This window comes from Companilactobacillus crustorum JCM 15951, from assembly GCF_001434585.1.
Lineage (GTDB): Bacteria > Bacillota > Bacilli > Lactobacillales > Lactobacillaceae > Companilactobacillus > Companilactobacillus crustorum.
Genome location: NZ_AZDB01000041.1, coordinates 1 through 17,113 on the forward strand (window position 1 = coordinate 1; position 17,113 = coordinate 17,113).

14 protein-coding genes are annotated in these 17,113 nt (G+C 36.5%); 4 read left to right on the forward strand and 10 right to left on the reverse strand.

Translation table 11 applies throughout. From position 1 onward, the window contains the following. Positions 1-135: 135 nt before the first annotated feature. From pyk to dnaE, 3 genes are all read right to left on the reverse strand, one after another. Positions 136-1,905 carry a pyruvate kinase gene (gene pyk / locus FD26_RS09370; RefSeq protein WP_057868171.1) on the reverse strand — a complete coding sequence of 590 codons (1,770 nt, stop codon included), beginning with the start codon at positions 1,903-1,905 and terminating at the stop codon, positions 136-138. A gap of 68 nt (positions 1,906-1,973) precedes the next feature. Beyond that, complete coding sequence (gene pfkA, locus FD26_RS09375; RefSeq protein WP_057868172.1) at positions 1,974-2,933, reverse strand: 6-phosphofructokinase; 960 nt, start codon at positions 2,931-2,933, stop codon at positions 1,974-1,976. A gap of 103 nt (positions 2,934-3,036) precedes the next feature. Next, entirely contained in the window at positions 3,037-6,354 is a 3,318-nt protein-coding gene (gene dnaE / locus FD26_RS09380) for a DNA polymerase III subunit alpha (RefSeq protein WP_082596278.1), read from the reverse strand. A 93-nt stretch (positions 6,355-6,447) separates the two neighbouring features. On the opposite strand from dnaE, the gene FD26_RS09385 reads away from it, so the two are divergent. Continuing rightward, entirely contained in the window at positions 6,448-6,654 is a 207-nt protein-coding gene (locus tag FD26_RS09385; RefSeq protein ID WP_057868173.1) for a YjzD family protein, read from the forward strand. Between the two features lie 148 nt (positions 6,655-6,802). On the opposite strand, the gene FD26_RS09390 is transcribed toward FD26_RS09385, so the two are convergent. The 7 genes from FD26_RS09390 to obgE all read right to left on the reverse strand — a co-directional run bounded on the left by FD26_RS09390 (position 6,803) and on the right by obgE (position 13,167). Beyond that, positions 6,803-7,537 carry a hypothetical protein gene (locus FD26_RS09390; RefSeq protein WP_057868174.1) on the reverse strand — a complete coding sequence of 245 codons (735 nt, stop codon included), beginning with the start codon at positions 7,535-7,537 and terminating at the stop codon, positions 6,803-6,805. A gap of 60 nt (positions 7,538-7,597) precedes the next feature. Next, positions 7,598-7,780 (reverse strand): 50S ribosomal protein L32, encoded by a 183-nt coding sequence (gene rpmF / locus FD26_RS09395; protein WP_057868175.1) that lies wholly within the window; start codon positions 7,778-7,780, stop codon positions 7,598-7,600. A gap of 88 nt (positions 7,781-7,868) precedes the next feature. After that, the gene (locus FD26_RS09400; RefSeq protein WP_057868176.1) at positions 7,869-8,183 is read right to left on the reverse strand and encodes a lipopolysaccharide assembly protein LapA domain-containing protein; all 315 of its coding nucleotides are present in this window, start codon (positions 8,181-8,183) and stop codon (positions 7,869-7,871) included. Between the two features lie 11 nt (positions 8,184-8,194). Continuing rightward, positions 8,195-8,992: an SDR family NAD(P)-dependent oxidoreductase gene (locus FD26_RS09405; RefSeq protein ID WP_057868177.1), complete on the reverse strand. Its 798-nt coding sequence runs from the start codon at positions 8,990-8,992 to the stop codon at positions 8,195-8,197. Between the two features lie 14 nt (positions 8,993-9,006). Continuing rightward, positions 9,007-9,933, reverse strand: a complete 927-nt coding sequence (gene rnz, locus FD26_RS09410) for a ribonuclease Z (RefSeq protein WP_057868178.1) — start codon at positions 9,931-9,933, stop codon at positions 9,007-9,009. A 13-nt stretch (positions 9,934-9,946) separates the two neighbouring features. Then, a complete protein-coding gene (locus tag FD26_RS09415) occupies positions 9,947-11,875 on the reverse strand; it encodes an acyltransferase family protein (protein WP_082596279.1) in 1,929 nt (642 codons plus the stop codon). A gap of 11 nt (positions 11,876-11,886) precedes the next feature. Further along, complete coding sequence (gene obgE, locus FD26_RS09420) at positions 11,887-13,167, reverse strand: GTPase ObgE (protein WP_057868179.1); 1,281 nt, start codon at positions 13,165-13,167, stop codon at positions 11,887-11,889. A 201-nt stretch (positions 13,168-13,368) separates the two neighbouring features. Between obgE and FD26_RS09425 the strand changes: the two genes are divergently transcribed. Genes FD26_RS09425 through FD26_RS09435 form a run of 3 tightly spaced genes read left to right on the forward strand, consistent with a single transcriptional unit; the run spans position 13,369 to position 17,007 of the window. Beyond that, positions 13,369-14,121, forward strand: coding sequence for a DeoR/GlpR family DNA-binding transcription regulator (locus FD26_RS09425; protein WP_057868180.1), 753 nt, complete (start codon positions 13,369-13,371; stop codon positions 14,119-14,121). Next, entirely contained in the window at positions 14,122-15,042 is a 921-nt protein-coding gene (gene pfkB, locus FD26_RS09430; protein WP_057868181.1) for a 1-phosphofructokinase, read from the forward strand. Between the two features lie 21 nt (positions 15,043-15,063). Then, positions 15,064-17,007 (forward strand): PTS fructose transporter subunit IIABC, encoded by a 1,944-nt coding sequence (locus tag FD26_RS09435; RefSeq protein ID WP_057868182.1) that lies wholly within the window; start codon positions 15,064-15,066, stop codon positions 17,005-17,007. The last annotated feature ends 106 nt before the right edge of the window (positions 17,008-17,113 follow it).

The window sequence follows — 17,113 nt, forward strand, 5'->3', positions numbered from 1 at the left end:
CATCAACTTGATTTGACGAACAGCCAAATATTTTTAATAATATGATATTAACGCAAATACAAAAAAAACTGAAAGAAACTCGTCAGTTTCTCTCAGTTTTTTTATTATATTTAACACATCAAATTAATTTTTAAATTAAAGTGAACGTGAAGCACCTTTGTAAACAACACCACGTCTTGAATCAACAGTAACAGTGTCACCATCTTTAACAAGGTTTGTAGCATTCTTAGCACCAACAACTACAGGTAGACCCATAGCAATACCAACAACAGCAGCATGTGAAGTTAAACCACCGTTTTCAACAACAACGGCACTAGCTTTTTCAAGAGCTGGTAGGTAATCTTTGTCAGTCATTTCTGTAACAAGGATGTCTCCTTCGTTGATCTTTTTGTTTGCTTCTTCAGCAGAGTGAGCAACTACAACGTTACCAACAACTGATTCTTCACCAACACCTTGGCCTTTAACCAATGTTGAACCGATCAATTGAACCTTCATAACGTTTGTTGTACCACTTTCACCAACAGGAACACCGGCAACAACAAGAATCAAATCGCCTTCTTTAGCAAAGCCAAGTTCTTGAGCTTTCTTAGCAGCTAAGTCGAACATTTCATCAGTGTTTTCTGGCTTGTCAGCAATAATAGGATCAACACCCCAGTTAACTGTCAAACCACGTTGTGTCTTCTCATCAAATGTGATAGCTAAAATATCAGCGCTTGGACGATACTTAGAAATCATACGAGCTGTGTAACCTGATTTAGTAGCTGTAACGATTGTGTGAATGTTTAGTTCTTCAGCAGTTCTAACAACTGATTCACCGATTGATTCTGTAACGTTTGAACCCTTGTAATCTTCGAAACGTTGGATTGCAAGTGAGTTGTTCTTGTCTAATTCTTTTTCTGTACGTTCGTTGATGTGAGCCATAGCTGAAACAGCTTCTACAGGGTAGTCACCGTTAGCACTTTCACCTGAAAGCATTGTAGCATCTGTACCATCAAGAACAGAGTTAGCAACATCAGTAACTTCGGCACGTGTAGGACGTGGGTTTTCTTGCATTGAGTCAAGCATTTGTGTAGCAGTGATAACTGGTTTACCAAGAGCGTTACACTTCTTGATCAATGATTTTTGTACAAATGGTACGTTTTCAAATGGAATTTCAACACCCATGTCACCACGAGCAATCATCAAACCATCTGATACTTGAAGGATAGAATCGATATTGTCGATACCTTCTTGTGATTCAATCTTAGGGAAGATTTGTACGTATTCACAGTGTTTTTCTTCAAGGATTGCACGAATATCAAGGACATCTTGAGCCTTACGAACGAATGAAGCTGAGATGAAGTTAATACCTTGTTCTAGACCGAAACGAATATCATCTGAATCTTTTTCAGTAATACCTGGTAGACGAACTTCAACACCAGGAGCATTGATACTCTTTCTTGAACCGATCATACCGTCATTTTGAACAACAGTAACTAATTCACGGTTCTTGTCATCTTTTTCAGTAATCTTCAAATCAACAAGACCATCATCGATCAATACGTGACCACCAACATGTGTATCATCATATAGACCAGGATATGTAGAAGCAATTTTTTCTGGTGTACCAGTCAATGAGTCATCCATTGAAATACGGATTGTTTGGCCGATCTTAGCTTCGAACTTGTTGCCTTCTTGAACAGTAGTACGAATTTCAGCACCCTTAGTATCTAGAACGATACCAACAGTCTTACCAGTAATTTTTTCAGCTTCGTGAACCATTTCCATACGAGCTTTGTGTTCTGGATGGTCACCATGTGAGAAGTTGAAACGGAAGATGTTAGCTCCGGCTTCAATCAACTTAACGATTGTGTCGACATCGTTACTAGCAGGTCCAAGTGTACTTACAATTTTAGTTCTTTTCATCGAGAAATCCCCTTTTCTTGTTTTATACATCGTATATTGTAACAAATTAAAACGTTCTATGCTTAACTTTATCTACTTAAAGATTCATTCAAGTCATAGAGTGATAAATCAGGTTTGTGCTTGCTATCAAAGAGATCAAGAATATCGTGAGAAGTAATCTTGTTGTTTTCAATACCAACAGCAAGGCCACCCTTACCATCAAGAAGTAAATCAACAGCATGAGCACCCATCTTACTTGCTAAGACACGATCCTTAACTGTTGGTGAACCACCACGTTGCACATGTCCTAAGACAGTAGCACGTGTATCGAAGTCACCATACTTGTCTAATTCTTTCTTGAAGTCTTCAGCGTGCATAACACCTTCAGCCAAGACAATAATCATATTCTTATTGCCCTTTTCACGGCCTTCTTTAACTTCTTCGGCAATTTCTTTGATATCAAAATCACGTTCTGGAACAATAATCTTTTGAGCACCACCGGCAACACCAGCCCAAAGAGCCACGTCACCAGCACCTCTACCCATGACTTCAACAACAAAAGTTCTTTCATGGGAACTGGCAGTATCATGTAACTTATCGATCGCATCAACAGCAGTAGATACAGCTGTATCAAAACCAATTGTAAAGTCTGTAAATGGAATATCGTTATCAATTGTTCCTGGTAGACCAATTGCATTGTAACCATGTTCAGTTAAACGCAATGCTCCATGATAAGAACCATCTCCACCAATAACAACTAATGCATCGATTCCAAATTTCTTCAATTGTTCGATACCTTTGAGTTGACCTTCTACGTTGGCAAATTCAGGATATCTAGCAGAGTACAAAAATGTACCACCACGTTGAATACGGTCAGACACGTCTTCACTTGTTAATGGGAAAATATCACCCGCAACAAGACCAGCGTATCCATAATTGATACCAAACACTTCGAGTCCTTTATCAATGGCTCTACGTGTGACTGCTCTGATAGCAGCGTTCATACCAGGGGCGTCGCCACCACTGGTTAAAATACCAATACGCTTCATTTGTTCACACTCCAAAATTATTTGTTTCTAAAACAAAACCTAATCAAATATAACATTTTTGCCGAATACTTTATAGAGCTGAAAACGTTTTAAGATAAATTAATTATTCTTTTTTCACGAAAACACTTTTTTTACCTAAAAACTCTTCCAATTTATGACGAATATCATCGTTTAAATTAATCCAATGATTTGATCTCAACAAGACTGCTTGTTGATTTTTTTCTCGATAAACAATCACTGGCATTGGTCCATGAGATTCTTCAATAAGCTTATACAGATATTCCAAATTTTTAGATGTATCTAGTGATTTAATGACCCGTAAATACAGCTTTTCATTTGGAAGCTTGACTGTATATTGTTTAGGATCAGCCAAACGGTCAGCAATCAATTCTAAATCGCCTCTTTGACCTGTGCTGCTCCGACCAGCAAACAAGAAAATCTGACCATCCATCTCCATATCTTCAACTTTTTGAAAAAGTTTTGGAAAGACTGTCACAGAAATGCTGCCAGATTCATCCTCAATCGTCATAAAACACATTCTCTGACCCTTTTTCGTTCGAATCACTCGGAGATTCTTCACCAATCCCAAAACATTGACTGGCTGGTTCTGCACTTTACCTAATTCTGATATTTTTTTAGTCGGTAAATTTAAGATCTGACTACGATATCGCTCCACCGGATGGCCTGATACATAAACTCCTAAGTATTCTTTTTCCTGATTGAGTCGCTCTGTCAAAGTAAAATCATCCACCTGATGTTTCTTTGGATCCAAAACATCAAACAAAGACAGGTTGTTGCCTGCTAGTTGAATGCTCTCAATCAGATCACGAAAATCATATAACAATTCTTTTCGGTTTCGATTAAAGCTATCAAACGTTCCTGAAAGGATCATAGGCTCTAAATAATCATTTTTCACAAAGCGCCGATCGATTCTCTGCAAGAAGTTCAAAGTACTTGTATAAGGTCCTTTTTTTTGACGTTCTTCGATAATATTCATGGCCAAATCGCGACGCATTCCTTTGATACTCAACAATCCAAATCGAATCGTCTTATCAGCATCAGAAAATTCATAGCCGCTTTGATTGATATCAACATTTAAAATTTTTACTTGCGAGTCTTTTGCATCTTGAATATAAGCCGTTACTTTTGTTTCATTATTCAAATTAGAATTCAACAGACAGGCAAAAAAGATATCTGGAAAATGAACTTTGATGTATGCCAGCCAAAAAGCAATCATCGAGTATGCCACCGCATGCGACTTATTGAAACCATAATTACCGAATTTTTCAATATACTGATAAACCTTTTCAGCCGACTTTTTATCATGTCCTTGACTGACGGATCCATCGACAAACTTTTGACGATTTTCTTCAATTAACTTTTCATTCTTCTTACTAATTGCCCGACGTAAAATATCAGCTTCGGCTAGTGAAAAGTTAGCCATTTGAGAGGAAGCTTGCATTACCTGTTCTTGATATACCAGAATTCCATAAGTTGGACGTAAAATCTTTTCCAACGATTGATCAGGGTATGTTACTTTTTCCTGCCCATGCTTACGGGCAATAAATGTCGAAATATTCTGCATAGGACCAGGACGATACAAAGCATTAGTAGCCACAATATCATCGAAACTAGTTGGAATAAGCTGTCTTAAAACACTTCTGATCCCATCTGATTCAAATTGAAATACACCGTCAGTTGCTCCCTTTTGAAAGAGCTCTAGCGTTTTTTGATCGTCCAAAGGTATCTTCTCAGGAACAAACTCTCGCTGATAGCGCTCAGAAATAGCTTGAATAGATTTATCGAGAATTGTTAAATTTTTAAGTCCCAAAAAATCCATTTTCAATAAGCCAACATTTTCAACATTATACTTGGTTTGTTGCGTCAAATTGATGCCATCATCTTCTAATTGAACGGCCACAATATCGGTCATCGGCTTTTTACTTAAAACAATTCCCGCCGCATGGGTAGAATAATGTCGTGGAATGCCCTCTATGCGCTGAGCCACTTTAAAAATCAGCTGATTTTCCTTAGAATTTTCAACTAAATTACGCAAATTTCCAGACTGATCATAGGCTTCCTGCAATGAAATATTAAGTTTTCTAGGTATGGCATTAGACCATTGTGAAATTTGAAATTGCGTTTGACTAAATGTTCTTGATATATCGCGTAAAGCCATCTTAGCTGCTAAGGTTCCAAAAGTAATGATTTGAGCCATATGATCAGAGCCATATTTATCGTGCATATACATAACCATCTCATCCCGGCGATCATCGGGTAAATCTAAATCGATATCAGGCATATTAACTCGTTGTGGATTCAAAAAACGTTCAAATAGCAAATCATACTTAATTGGATCAACTTGCGTAATCCCTAAGCAATATGAAACTAACGAACCCGCGGCAGAACCACGACCAGGTCCAGTTTTAATACCAACCGCATGAGCATGCTTGATCACATCCCACACAATCAAGAAATAATCAGCAAAGCCCATTTTTTCAATAACACTTAATTCATAATCTAAACGTTTTTGATATTGCGGAGTAACTTCAACCAAACGTTTCCAAAGTCCTTTAGTAGCTAAATCATGTAAAAATTGAATTGACGTAGTTTCTTCAGGCGTATGAAATTTTGGCAACTCAGTTTCCTTGAATTCAATCGTTACATTACAATTATCTGCGATTTTGTCAGCATTGACTACTGCCTCATTCATGTCAACTTCAGCAAATTCCTCAGCAAAATCATGATAAGTTCGTAAGTAATGATCCCCTTTTTCAACTACTTGATCGAGATTTTCAAACCTGATGCCAGTTCTTAAATTATTTACTACTTGATATGCTAAATGATCGTCCTCATTAACGTATCTAACGTCTCCTAAAGCGACCAGTGGCAATTCGGTAGTTTGCGACGTCTGACGAATATTTTTCACGTTATCTAACTGATCTGAATCTAGACTAACCCCTAAAAATAATGACTCTGGATCTAATAGTTCAGTCAATTTTGCAGCATATTCTGACACATCGGTCTTAAGAATCTCTGCTTCACTTGCTGGAGTAATGACGTATAAGTTAGATAAATAAGCCTCTAAATCCTCAATTGCTACAGCTTCTTTAGTGGACATGATTTTGGAAGACAACTTAATTAAATTTTGATAGCCTTGATTGTTTTTAGCCAAAACTATTAAAGAATAAATATTTTCAGTATCAATAATTCCTGAAATTTCCATGGTTAAACCTATAATTGGTTTAATGCCTACTTTTTGAGCATATTTATAAAAATCTATTGAACCATATAAATTATTAATATCAGTTAAGGCAATTGCGCTATAACCCCGAGCTTTACTTTGATCGACTAATTCGGTCAATTTTGCGGGACTATGCAATAAACTGTAACTACTCATTACTTGTAGTTGTGCTTGCAATTCGTCGCCCCCTTTGTATAAAATTATATCAAAATCAAGTGGAAGTATATTGGGAAATGTTTCTTTTTGTGCTAAACTACTTGAGAAAGTGAGATGGAAGAAATGAGATATATTGCTGTAATTTTCTGGTCTATCATGCTGGGACAAGTTGCCGGTTTTATCGGTGGTGCTTTGAACCAACAAAAATTTAACTCAACTTATTCTATTATTATTAGTATAGTATTTGCTGTCATTTTCAGTGTAATTCCATTGATTCTTGATAGTTCCGTTAAAGATGAAAAAGTTGAAAAAAATGCTTAATTAATTTTAAGCATTTTTTTTATGGAGATAATTTATAACGACGACCACAAAGCTTTACGTTTTGGCAATCAAAAAATAAATTTACATCTAATTCATAATAATAGGAGCTAGTATTCATCAGATTTGATGATTACTAGCTCCTTATTTTTTAATATTTAGTAATATATAGATAAAACTCATTAGTAGTCAAATTAATATTAAAATTAATCCCTTTGGATGTTATCTGGTTCATCGAAGTTTTAGTAGAATTTTTGCTAGCATTCTTTGTCTGCTTGGCAAAATCCTTTAATACTTTTTTGCCATTGGCACCCAAAAGCTTTGAAACAACCATTAAGTCAGTCGAGAAATTCTTTTGACCAGTTTTTGATTTCAAATCTTTATAGGAGAATTTAGTAGCAATACCCATTAATTGATTATTTTGAACATTATAATACCAGACTGTTCCATCAGTCTTTTTATGAGTAAAAATTCCATTTTTTGAAATCAATTGCAATTGATCCGTTGGCTGCCCCAAAGATAACTGTGTATAATTATAGCTTTGCGCAAAAGTTAGATAATCTTGAAGAGCTTTAGCCTTCTTGACTTTAACTAGCTTAGTCGTCGTCTTATCACCGTTAACTGCCTTGATACGAACGTTTTGATCATTCGTTGAAACAGGTACTGAAAAAGCAAAATGTCCTCCGTTAACTGTTATCTTTTTAGTCTGACCACCAGTAGTATACGTTAACTTCTTATAATTAGCAGCTTTTCCTTTAACACTAGCAACTAAACCATCAGCACGGTACTCTTTTTGGGTTGTTGATAGACTTAATTTCGAACATCCAGTTAACAATAAAAAGAAAAGCGGAATAGCCATCAATAAGACATATCTCAATTTCTTCATAACTGTAACCCCATTTATTTCTAATATTAAAAAAAAGCCAAGTTATACTTGACTTTTTTGTTAAGCTTCTTTGCTATCGTCGATAACTTTTTCACCTTTGTACATACCTGATGGTGATACATGGTGACTTAAACGATATTCACCAGTAGCAACGTCGAATTGCATGTTTGGTGTATCTAATTTAAGATGTGCGCGTCTTTGACGCTTTCTTTGTTTTGATGTTTTTCTCTTTGGAACTGCCATATTTAAAAACTCCTTTATTTAAATTAACTCAATCAAATCTAACGTTTAATATAATACTATCATAAAAAGGTTTGAGCAAGCAAATTTACTATTTTGTTTGTTTTTTCGCATTATTTTCCTTTAAAGCATCAGCAATTTGGTTATCATTTGATACTTTTACTCGGGAAATTTGCTTTTGAGCATGATGATTCAAATCGTCATTTTTCTTTTTACCAGTACTTGCCAAAAGCATTGTAATAATCGCACCCAAAAGTAAAGTTACAATTATCAAAATAATTAATGGCAATTTAACTCTTGTAAAGCCAAAGCTGACCGTAACTGGATTAACGTTTAAAACTGCAAAGATAACTACGATCAGAGCAATAATTAAACCAATGACAAATCTTGACTGTTTACCATTCATAGTAATCCCCCCTACTTACGATTGCCAAGTGTTGAAGCAAAGTAATCCCCAAGACTTGGAGCGAGTTTATATAATACTGCTGCTAATTCCATATAACGTGGACGATTGATCTCACGTTTGTTTTTATTGAAAGTATCAACAATTTCCCAAGCTAATTTATCGGGATCGAGAACAAAATTCTTTACTGAATCAAGATAGTTGCCGTCATGATCGGCCACATTGAAGAAATTAGTCTTCACAGGGCCTGGATTAATAGTTGTGACATAAACACCCATCGGCTTCAATTCTAGTCTGAGACCGTCTGAAAAGGCGATTACAGCTGCCTTAGTTGCCGCATATGCAGCAGACTTAGGCGTAGTTATTTTACCAGCCATAGAACCAACATTGAAAATATGACCACGACCATTTTCAATCATCTTAGCAGCTACTAAACGTGTCATTAGCATCAAGCCTAAGACGTTAACTCGAAACATCTTTTCAATTTTATCAAAGTCAGTTTCCAAATAGTTAGAGAAGTCGCCAAATCCAGCGGCATTAACTAATACATCAATATCGTCATTAATTTCATAAGCTTTTTTAACGCCAGTAGCAATTTGATCTGGGTCACTCATATCAACGCTGAGAAATTCATGATGGGCACTTTCAGCACCGACTCGAATACACTCATTTTTTACCTGAAGTAATTTTTCTTCATTACGAGCAATCAAAATCACATTAGCACCACATTTAGCAGCATTAACTGCCACATCTTTACCAATACCTGAAGATGCACCGGTAACGATAACTGTTTGATTCAATAAATTGGTCATTTTCATCCTCTTCTCTATTTAAAAGGTACCTCATATATGTCAAAATCATTGGCAACTTTGGTATGCTTGAAAATCTTTTGAGCTTCTTTTTGTAAAATAAAAGCACCTCTGCCAGTATATCTAGCCGAAATATGAGTCAAAATCAAACCTTTAACATTGCGTCTCTTGGCCACTTCAGCGGCTTGTGTAGCTGTTGAATGATAGTAATTATAAGCCAACTGTTTTTCGTCATTAGAAAAAGTCGACTCATGGACAAGTACATCAGCATCTTGAGCTAACTCATCAATCTTAGGAGTATAACGCGTATCTGAAATAACTGTTACGACTTTGCTAGGTTTATCTGGACCAATAAAGTCCTTACCATTCAAAACAGTACCATCATCCAATGTTACAGTCTTTCCAGCTTTTAACTGACCAAAGATAGGTCCATTAGGAATATTATATTGTTCTAGCTTATCAACTAGCAATTCACCAGTTCTTGGTTTTTCAACTACTCGATAACCAAAACAAGTTATCCGATGCTTTAATTTTCCGGCAGAAACGCTGAACGTTTTGTCATTAAAAATCTCGCCATCATTTTTCAATTCGATATATTTTATTCGGTAACCTAATTTGCCACCTGTAACCTTTAGTGATGTTTCAACATACTCTTTGATTCCAACTGGACCATAAATTTCAAGTGGCGAGTTACCACCTTGATTGGCGCGACTAGACAACAAACCTGGCAAACCAAAGATATGATCTCCATGTAAATGAGATATAAATATCTTGGTGATTTTTCGTGGTTTGATAGCTGTCTTTAATATTTGATGTTGCGTTGCTTCACCGACATCAAAGAGCCAAACTTCATTACGTTCATCCAACATTTTTAAAGCAATACTGGAGACATTGCGTCCCTTTGATGGAACTCCAGCACCAGTTCCTAAAAATTCTAATTCCATAAAAAAATCCTATCTATTTTTTGTCTAATGATTTCAAAATTTCTTTGGCAACATAGGACGTATAATACATTGAACCGTCAGGATTTGGATGAACATTATCATCGTAGAACCAATCAGTTTTACCTTGTGAATAGTCATTCCAATCGATAACTGTTAGATTCTTATACTTACCTGCTGCTTGAGATAAGACACCATTAACTGTCTTCTCCCATGGTCTTGTTGGCACATGAACATTGATCCAGTAAACATGACGTTTAGGTCCTACTAGATCCATGATTTGGCCAACTTGTTGCATATTGAAAGGACCATTTGTTCCTAAACCAATCAATACGTTTGGTGCTAAAACACCCTGATCCTTATATTGTTGTAAAATACCCAAGCTGGCATCCAATTGACGACTAACAGCTGCATCAACAATAACTTTCTTATCATCGAATAGCTTCAAGAAGTTATCCGAACCATCAGCCATAACTGAGTCACCTACAGCTGTCAAAGGAACATCCTTCAATCTCTGCAGATCAATTTGCGTTAAACCATACTTTTCAAATTCAGTATTAATTGGATGTGCTTTAGCCGCTTTCTTATACCTAGCATAATCAGCACTAGACATTTTACCAGTTGCATCTTTTTGCTTAGCTTTTTGTTTCTTAAGATTTTCAATAGCTTGTTGCTTTTTAGCCTTATTAGCCTTTTCGTTCTTATTGATCTTAGTAGCTAATTGACTATGGTTAACATTTGGCTTTGGTGCGCTGACAGCTTTTACAACACTATAGCAGCCAGTAATACTAATCAAAGCCACAATCAAAGCAATTGTTCGTTGGAAACCTGAGGAAGTATGGAAAAACTTCTTTACATCGCTCCATTTAGCATGTGCTAATGGTTGTTCAACGAATCGGAATGAGAATTCAGTAATCAAAATAATTAAGATAACCTCAATAACTGGATAAAGGATCGGATGATCTGCTACATTCTTAAATCTTGATTCAAAGAATATCATCACTGGAAATTGATATAAATAAAGTCCATAACTTCTTGTTCCTACATAATGGAAGACACGATTCGATAAAATTCCATTCCAGAATGAATCTGGGTGGGCAACAACCGCAATAAAAATACATGTCGTAATGGAGAAAATAAACATTCCACCACGATATAGGAATGGATCTGAATCTTTAATAGTAAAAATCATCAAAAGCATTAATGCAAAAGATAATAGCCCCACTAAATTTAATTTTAGTTTGTCGGCTTTCTTCAAGCCACTCTTTAATTTCTCAGCTGGCCAAACTAAGGCCAAGCCACATCCTAAAAGAATAGAGAACAATCTTGTATCAGTACCATAGTAGATTCTACTTGGATCTACACCCGGCTTGAATAAGATTGCCATCCATATAGCTGAAGCTATCGAAACGATTAATGAGAAACCAAAAATGCGGCTCTTTTTTACTCCGTGCTTAGCAAAGAGAATCAGTAAAATTGGCCAAATAATGTAAAATTGGCCTTCAATTGACAGTGTCCACAAATGAGTAAATGGTGATTCATTATTAGCAAATCTTTCAAAATATGATTGGCCATTAAAAATCTGCCACCAATTGTAAACATTCAAAATATTCGTCACAAATATTTGATCTAAATGATAAAGCAGTCCCTTTAAGAAAAACACAATATATGCTCCGGACGCCAGTATCACAAATAGCATACCCGGATATAGCCTCTTAACCCTTCTTATATAGAAATTGCTTAATGAGAAGGAACCACCATAATCAACTGTGTTAAAAAAGTGGTCAGTAATTAAGTAGCCTGATATAAGGAAGAAAATAGGTACTCCTAAATATCCTCCTGAAAACACATTAGGATTCAAATGATACATAATAACACCAATTACCCCTAGTGTCCGTAGTCCATCAAATCCAGTAATAAACCTTCTTTTCGGTGATTTATCCATTATTATTGCCCCTAAATAAATTCAAAAGTGAAATCGAGAATTGTAACTGAATCACCAGATTCAGCACCTGCATCGATTAGTGCATCTTCAATACCCATAGACTTAAGTTGTCTAGCAAAGCGCATAATTCCATCTTGATGATCCAAGTTTGTTCTTTGAAGAAGTCTTTCGACTTTATCACCGTGAACAATAAAGCTATGCTCATATTCTGGATCTTTCTCAATAGTAAATGCATTAGTTTCTGGTTCAAAATTGTATTCTTTATTTTCATCAGTTTGTACATCAAAGTGAATTGGTTCAGCTTTAGATAGTACTTCACTAGTATGATTCATCAATGCTTTAACACCGGTGTGTTGAATACTTGAAATAGGGAAAATATCAGCATCAGCCGATAATTTTTCCTTAAATTCAGCCATTCGTTCTTCAGAACCAGGAATATCCAATTTAGTTGGCACAATAACTTCGGGACGTTTCAAAACATTCTCATCATAATTGCCCAATTCTTTTCTAATAGCTAAATAGTCATCATAAGGATCCCGACCATTGTTAGGGTCCATATCAACCAAGTGCAAAATAACTCGAGTACGTTCAACATGTCGCAAGAATTGAATCCCTAAACCAACACCATTTGAAGCTCCTTCAATCAAACCAGGCAAATCCGCAATAACAAAATCACGTCCATCGTCTAAACGAACCATCCCTAAATTAGGAGACAAAGTTGTAAAGTGATATGCAGCAATTTTAGGCTTAGCAGAAGTTGCTACAGATAATAAGGTAGATTTACCAACAGATGGAAATCCTACCAAACCAACATCAGCAATTAGCTTCAACTCTAACTTGATATGTTTCTCTTGACCAGGTTCACCATTTTCAGCTACTTCTGGAGCCTGATTCTTGGAATTAGCAAAGTGAATATTACCACGTCCACCATCGCCACCTTTAGCAACCACTAATTCTTGATTATTCTCAACTAAGTCGCCAATCAATCGACCTGTATCCTCATCGTATACTGAAGTACCTGTAGGTACCTTTATATAAACAGGATCAGCCTTATGACCATACATTCCCTTAATCTGACCATTTTGACCAGGTTCAGCCTTGAAAATTCTCTTATATCTAAAGTCCATTAAGGTATTCATACCCTCATTAGCCTTTAAGATGATATCGCCACCGCGACCACCATCACCGCCGGAAGGTCCACCAAGTGGAACATATTTTTCATGACGAAAGGCTACAGCCCCGTCGCCACCCTTTCCGGATCTTACGGTGATTTTAACGTTATCTACAAACATTAAAATCCCCCTTTCTAAACTATAATTATCATTTCTAAATTTTAGCACAAAAACAGTCTCCATCATACTTTGAACTCGTACTGATTGTCTAGTTTTTTATTAAAAGCTAATTATTTTTTGAAAGTTTTTGGAAGATTTTGAGTTTTTATGATTGATTTTGGATGAATATGGTTGTATTATATTTCTTGCGAGGTGATGTAAGTGCTTACTGAAGAAAGACAACAAATTATTTTAGAACAATTAAAATTACACAATATTGTCAAACTCCACGATTTAATTCCACTAACAAACGCTTCTGAATCTACCTTGCGTCGTGATTTACAAGACTTAGAAAATTGTCATAAGTTATTAAGAATTCACGGTGGTGCTCAAAATGTCATTTCATTGCATGAGGAACCGGCTCTTTCACAAAAAGCAGCCGTACATATTAATGAAAAGAAATTAATCGGTCAGACAGCTGCAAGTTTAGTTCATAACTATGAAGTCATCTTCTTGGACTCAGGGACAACAATTCAATTTATGATTCCCTACTTAATTGAACATAATGATCTGTTAGTCATTACCAATAGTGTCGATAACGCTTCGATGCTGGCTGATTATCAAGTGAACACCTTTCTTCCGGGGGGAAAATTAAAGTCATCTACTAAGGCTTTGGTTGGAGCAAATATCATTCAAACTTTGGAAAACTATCATTTTGATAGAGCTTTCCTGGGTACTAACGGCTTTTCAGTTGAGGACGGCTATACAACGCCTGATCCAGAAGAAGCTGCTATCAAAAGTTTAGCAATTGCTCAGTCCAATCAATCTTATATACTTTCTGATAGTTCCAAGTTTTCGCAAGTTAGTTTTAGTCGTTTTGCTACTTTAGATGAGGTTCCATTAATAACTAATAAATTATCAGAAAAAGAATCAAGTGTTTTAAGTAAATATACTAAGATAATGGAGGCAAACTAGTTGATTTATACAATTACAGTCAACCCTTCAATTGATTATGTTTTACAATTGAAGAATTTAAATACTGGAGAAGTTAATCGTACATCTAATGATGTCAAACTTCCTGGGGGCAAGGGAATCAATGTTTCAAGAATTCTTAAAGAATTAAAAATTGATTCTACAGCTTTAGGTTTTGTTGGTGGTGCTACTGGTTCAATGTTTGAAGAATTGCTTTCTAAACATGAGCTCAAAACTTCTTTTACTAAAGTTCAAGAAGACACTCGTATCAATGTCAAAATCAATGCTGTTGCTCAAAATGAAGAAACTGAAATTAACGGAGCTGGTCCTGCCATTTCTGCTGATGAGAAAAAATCCTTCATGAACAATCTTAACGATATCGGCGAGGGTGATGTCGTTATCATGGCTGGAAGCCTTCCCAAAAATCTAGATGCAACATTTTATTTAGATATTGCTAAGACAATCCAAAAACAAGGTGCCGAATTTGTTATCGATACTACTGGTCAAGCCTTACTTGACACTTTGCCACTCCATCCACTAGTCGTTAAGCCAAATCACCATGAATTAGCCGACTTGTTTAATGTTAAATTTAACAACGAACAAGAAATTATTACCTATGCTAGAAAACTTTTGGACCAAGGTGCTAAACATGCTTTAGTTTCAATGGCTGGCGACGGTGCTCTACTAGTTACTAAAGATAAAGCCTATAAAGCTAACGCTCCTAAGGGAACTGTTATTAACTCAGTTGGTGCTGGCGATTCAATGATTGCTGGTTTTGCTGGTACATTTATGGAAACAAAAGATCCTATTGAAAGTTTCCATATGGGAGCTGCCTGTGGATCTGCTACTGCCTTTAGTCAAGACATTGCTGTTAAAGCAAAAATTGATGAAATTTATAACGCAATTTCTATTACAGAAATTTAATTTGAGGGGGGACTTTTAAAAATGGACTTGAAACAATTACTATTAAAAGATGCCATGATCATGGACTTGAAGGCCACGACTAAAGAAGAAGCCATTGAGGAAATGGTCGACAAGTACTATCAAGTTGGTGTCATTGATGACAAAGAATTGTACAAAAAGGATATCTTAAAACGTGAAGCCCAAACAAGTACTGGTATTGGTGATGGAATTGCCATGCCTCATGCTCGTGACAAAGCTGTTAAACGCGCTACCGTACTCTTTGCTAAGAGTGCTAAGGGAATTGATTACAAATCACTTGATGGACAACCAGCTTACCTATTCTTCATGATTGCTGCTCCAGATGGTGCTGATAATCTTCACTTGCAAGCCCTTGCTGCATTATCATCACTTTTGATCAATCCAGAACTAGTTAAAAACTTGAAGGCTGCTAAAACAGCTGACGAAGTTCAAGACTTATTCGACAAAGCAATGCAAGAAAAAGAAGCCAAAGACAAGGCTGACGAGGAAAAGCAAAAAGCTAAGGCTGCTGCCGCTGCTAGTGCAACTAACGATGATGAAAAGAAGCCTTACGTTGTTGCCGTTACTGCTTGTCCTACCGGTATTGCCCACACTTACATGGCTGAAGCTGCTCTTAAAGAACAAGCTGAAAAAATGGGTGTTGACATCAAAGTTGAAACTAACGGTTCTGAAGGTGTCAAGCATCTCTTAACATCTGACGAAATCAAACGTGCTGATGGTGTTATCATCGCCGCTGATAAGAAAGTTGACATGCCTCGTTTCGATGGCAAACACTTAGTCAACCGTCCCGTTAGTGATGGTATCAACAAAGCTGAAGAATTGATCAACCTAGCTGTTGACCAAAAAGCTCCTGTCTTCCATGCTGAAGGTGGTGCTGAAGAAGCTCAAGAAGATTCTGAAGAAAAGAAATCACTTTGGTCAAGAATTTATGCTGACTTAATGAATGGTATTTCTAACATGTTGCCATTCGTTGTCGGTGGTGGTATTTTAATGGCTATTTCCTTCTTATTAGAAAACTCCGTTGGTGCTAAATCACAATGGTTCTTGTTCTTTAATAACGTTGGTAATTATGCCTTTAGTTTCTTGATTCCAGTTCTAGCTGCTTATATCGCCGTTTCAATTGGTGATCGTCCAGCTCTATTACCTGGTTTCGTTGGTGGTTATATGGCTTCTCAAGCCACAGCTTCCGTTGTTTCATCTAAGAGTCCTGCCGGATTTATCGGTGGTCTTTTAGCCGGTTTTATCGCTGGATGGGTTGTTATCTTCTTAAAGAAATGGCTTAAGAATTTGCCAAAATCATTGGCCGGTCTTAAAACTATTTTGATTTATCCAGTCTTAGGGTTGCTCTTTACCGGAGCTATCATGTACTTCGCTATTGATCCAATCTTTGCGGTTGTTAACGCTGCTATCACTCACTTCCTAGAATCAATGGGTACCGGTAATGCTGTTATCTTAGGTACTTTGCTTGGTGGTATGATGTCAATCGATATGGGTGGTCCTTTCAACAAAGCCGCTTATACTTTCGCTATTGGTACATTTACTGCAACACAAAATGGTGCTTTGATGGCTGCTGTTATGGTCGGTGGGATGGTTCCACCTCTAGCAATTGCTATTGCAACAACATTCTGGAAGAACAAGTTTACTGAACAAGAAAGACAAGCTGGTCTTTCAAACTATATCTTAGGTCTATCATTCATCACTGAAGGTGCTATCCCATTTGCTGCTGGAGATCCATTACACGTTATCGTATCAAGTGTTATCGGTTCTGCAATCGGTGGTGGTTTAACACAACTCTGGGGTGTTAACGTTCCTGCTCCTCACGGTGGTATCTTCGTTACACCACTTGCTAATAAACCATTGCTTTACTTATTAGCTGTTGTGATCGGTGCAGTTATCTCAGGTGTCATCTATGGTGTCTGGAAACCTGCTTTGAAGAAAAATAAATAACAGTTTATGAAAAAAAGAGTCGATATGAATTTTTTGAAATCCATATCGACTCTTTTTTATTCTCTTAAACCAATTATTAATGGCTGTTCGTCAAATCAAGTTGATG

Bases quoted from the DNA above. Each gene is read 5' to 3' on its own strand.
- FD26_RS09405 (WP_057868177.1), bottom strand. From the start codon at position 8,992: ATGACCAATTTATTGAATCAAACAGTTATCGTTACCGGTGCATCTTCA.
- FD26_RS09415 (WP_082596279.1), bottom strand. From the start codon at position 11,875: ATGGATAAATCACCGAAAAGAAGGTTTATTACTGGATTTGATGGACTA.
- FD26_RS09385 (WP_057868173.1), top strand. From the start codon at position 6,448: ATGGAAGAAATGAGATATATTGCTGTAATTTTCTGGTCTATCATGCTG.
- obgE (WP_057868179.1), bottom strand. From the start codon at position 13,167: ATGTTTGTAGATAACGTTAAAATCACCGTAAGATCCGGAAAGGGTGGC.
- pfkA (WP_057868172.1), bottom strand. From the start codon at position 2,933: ATGAAGCGTATTGGTATTTTAACCAGTGGTGGCGACGCCCCTGGTATG.
- FD26_RS09400 (WP_057868176.1), bottom strand. From the start codon at position 8,183: ATGAATGGTAAACAGTCAAGATTTGTCATTGGTTTAATTATTGCTCTG.
- rpmF (WP_057868175.1), bottom strand. From the start codon at position 7,780: ATGGCAGTTCCAAAGAGAAAAACATCAAAACAAAGAAAGCGTCAAAGA.
- FD26_RS09435 (WP_057868182.1), top strand. From the start codon at position 15,064: ATGGACTTGAAACAATTACTATTAAAAGATGCCATGATCATGGACTTG.
- rnz (WP_057868178.1), bottom strand. From the start codon at position 9,933: ATGGAATTAGAATTTTTAGGAACTGGTGCTGGAGTTCCATCAAAGGGA.
- FD26_RS09390 (WP_057868174.1), bottom strand. From the start codon at position 7,537: ATGAAGAAATTGAGATATGTCTTATTGATGGCTATTCCGCTTTTCTTT.
- pyk (WP_057868171.1), bottom strand. From the start codon at position 1,905: ATGAAAAGAACTAAAATTGTAAGTACACTTGGACCTGCTAGTAACGAT.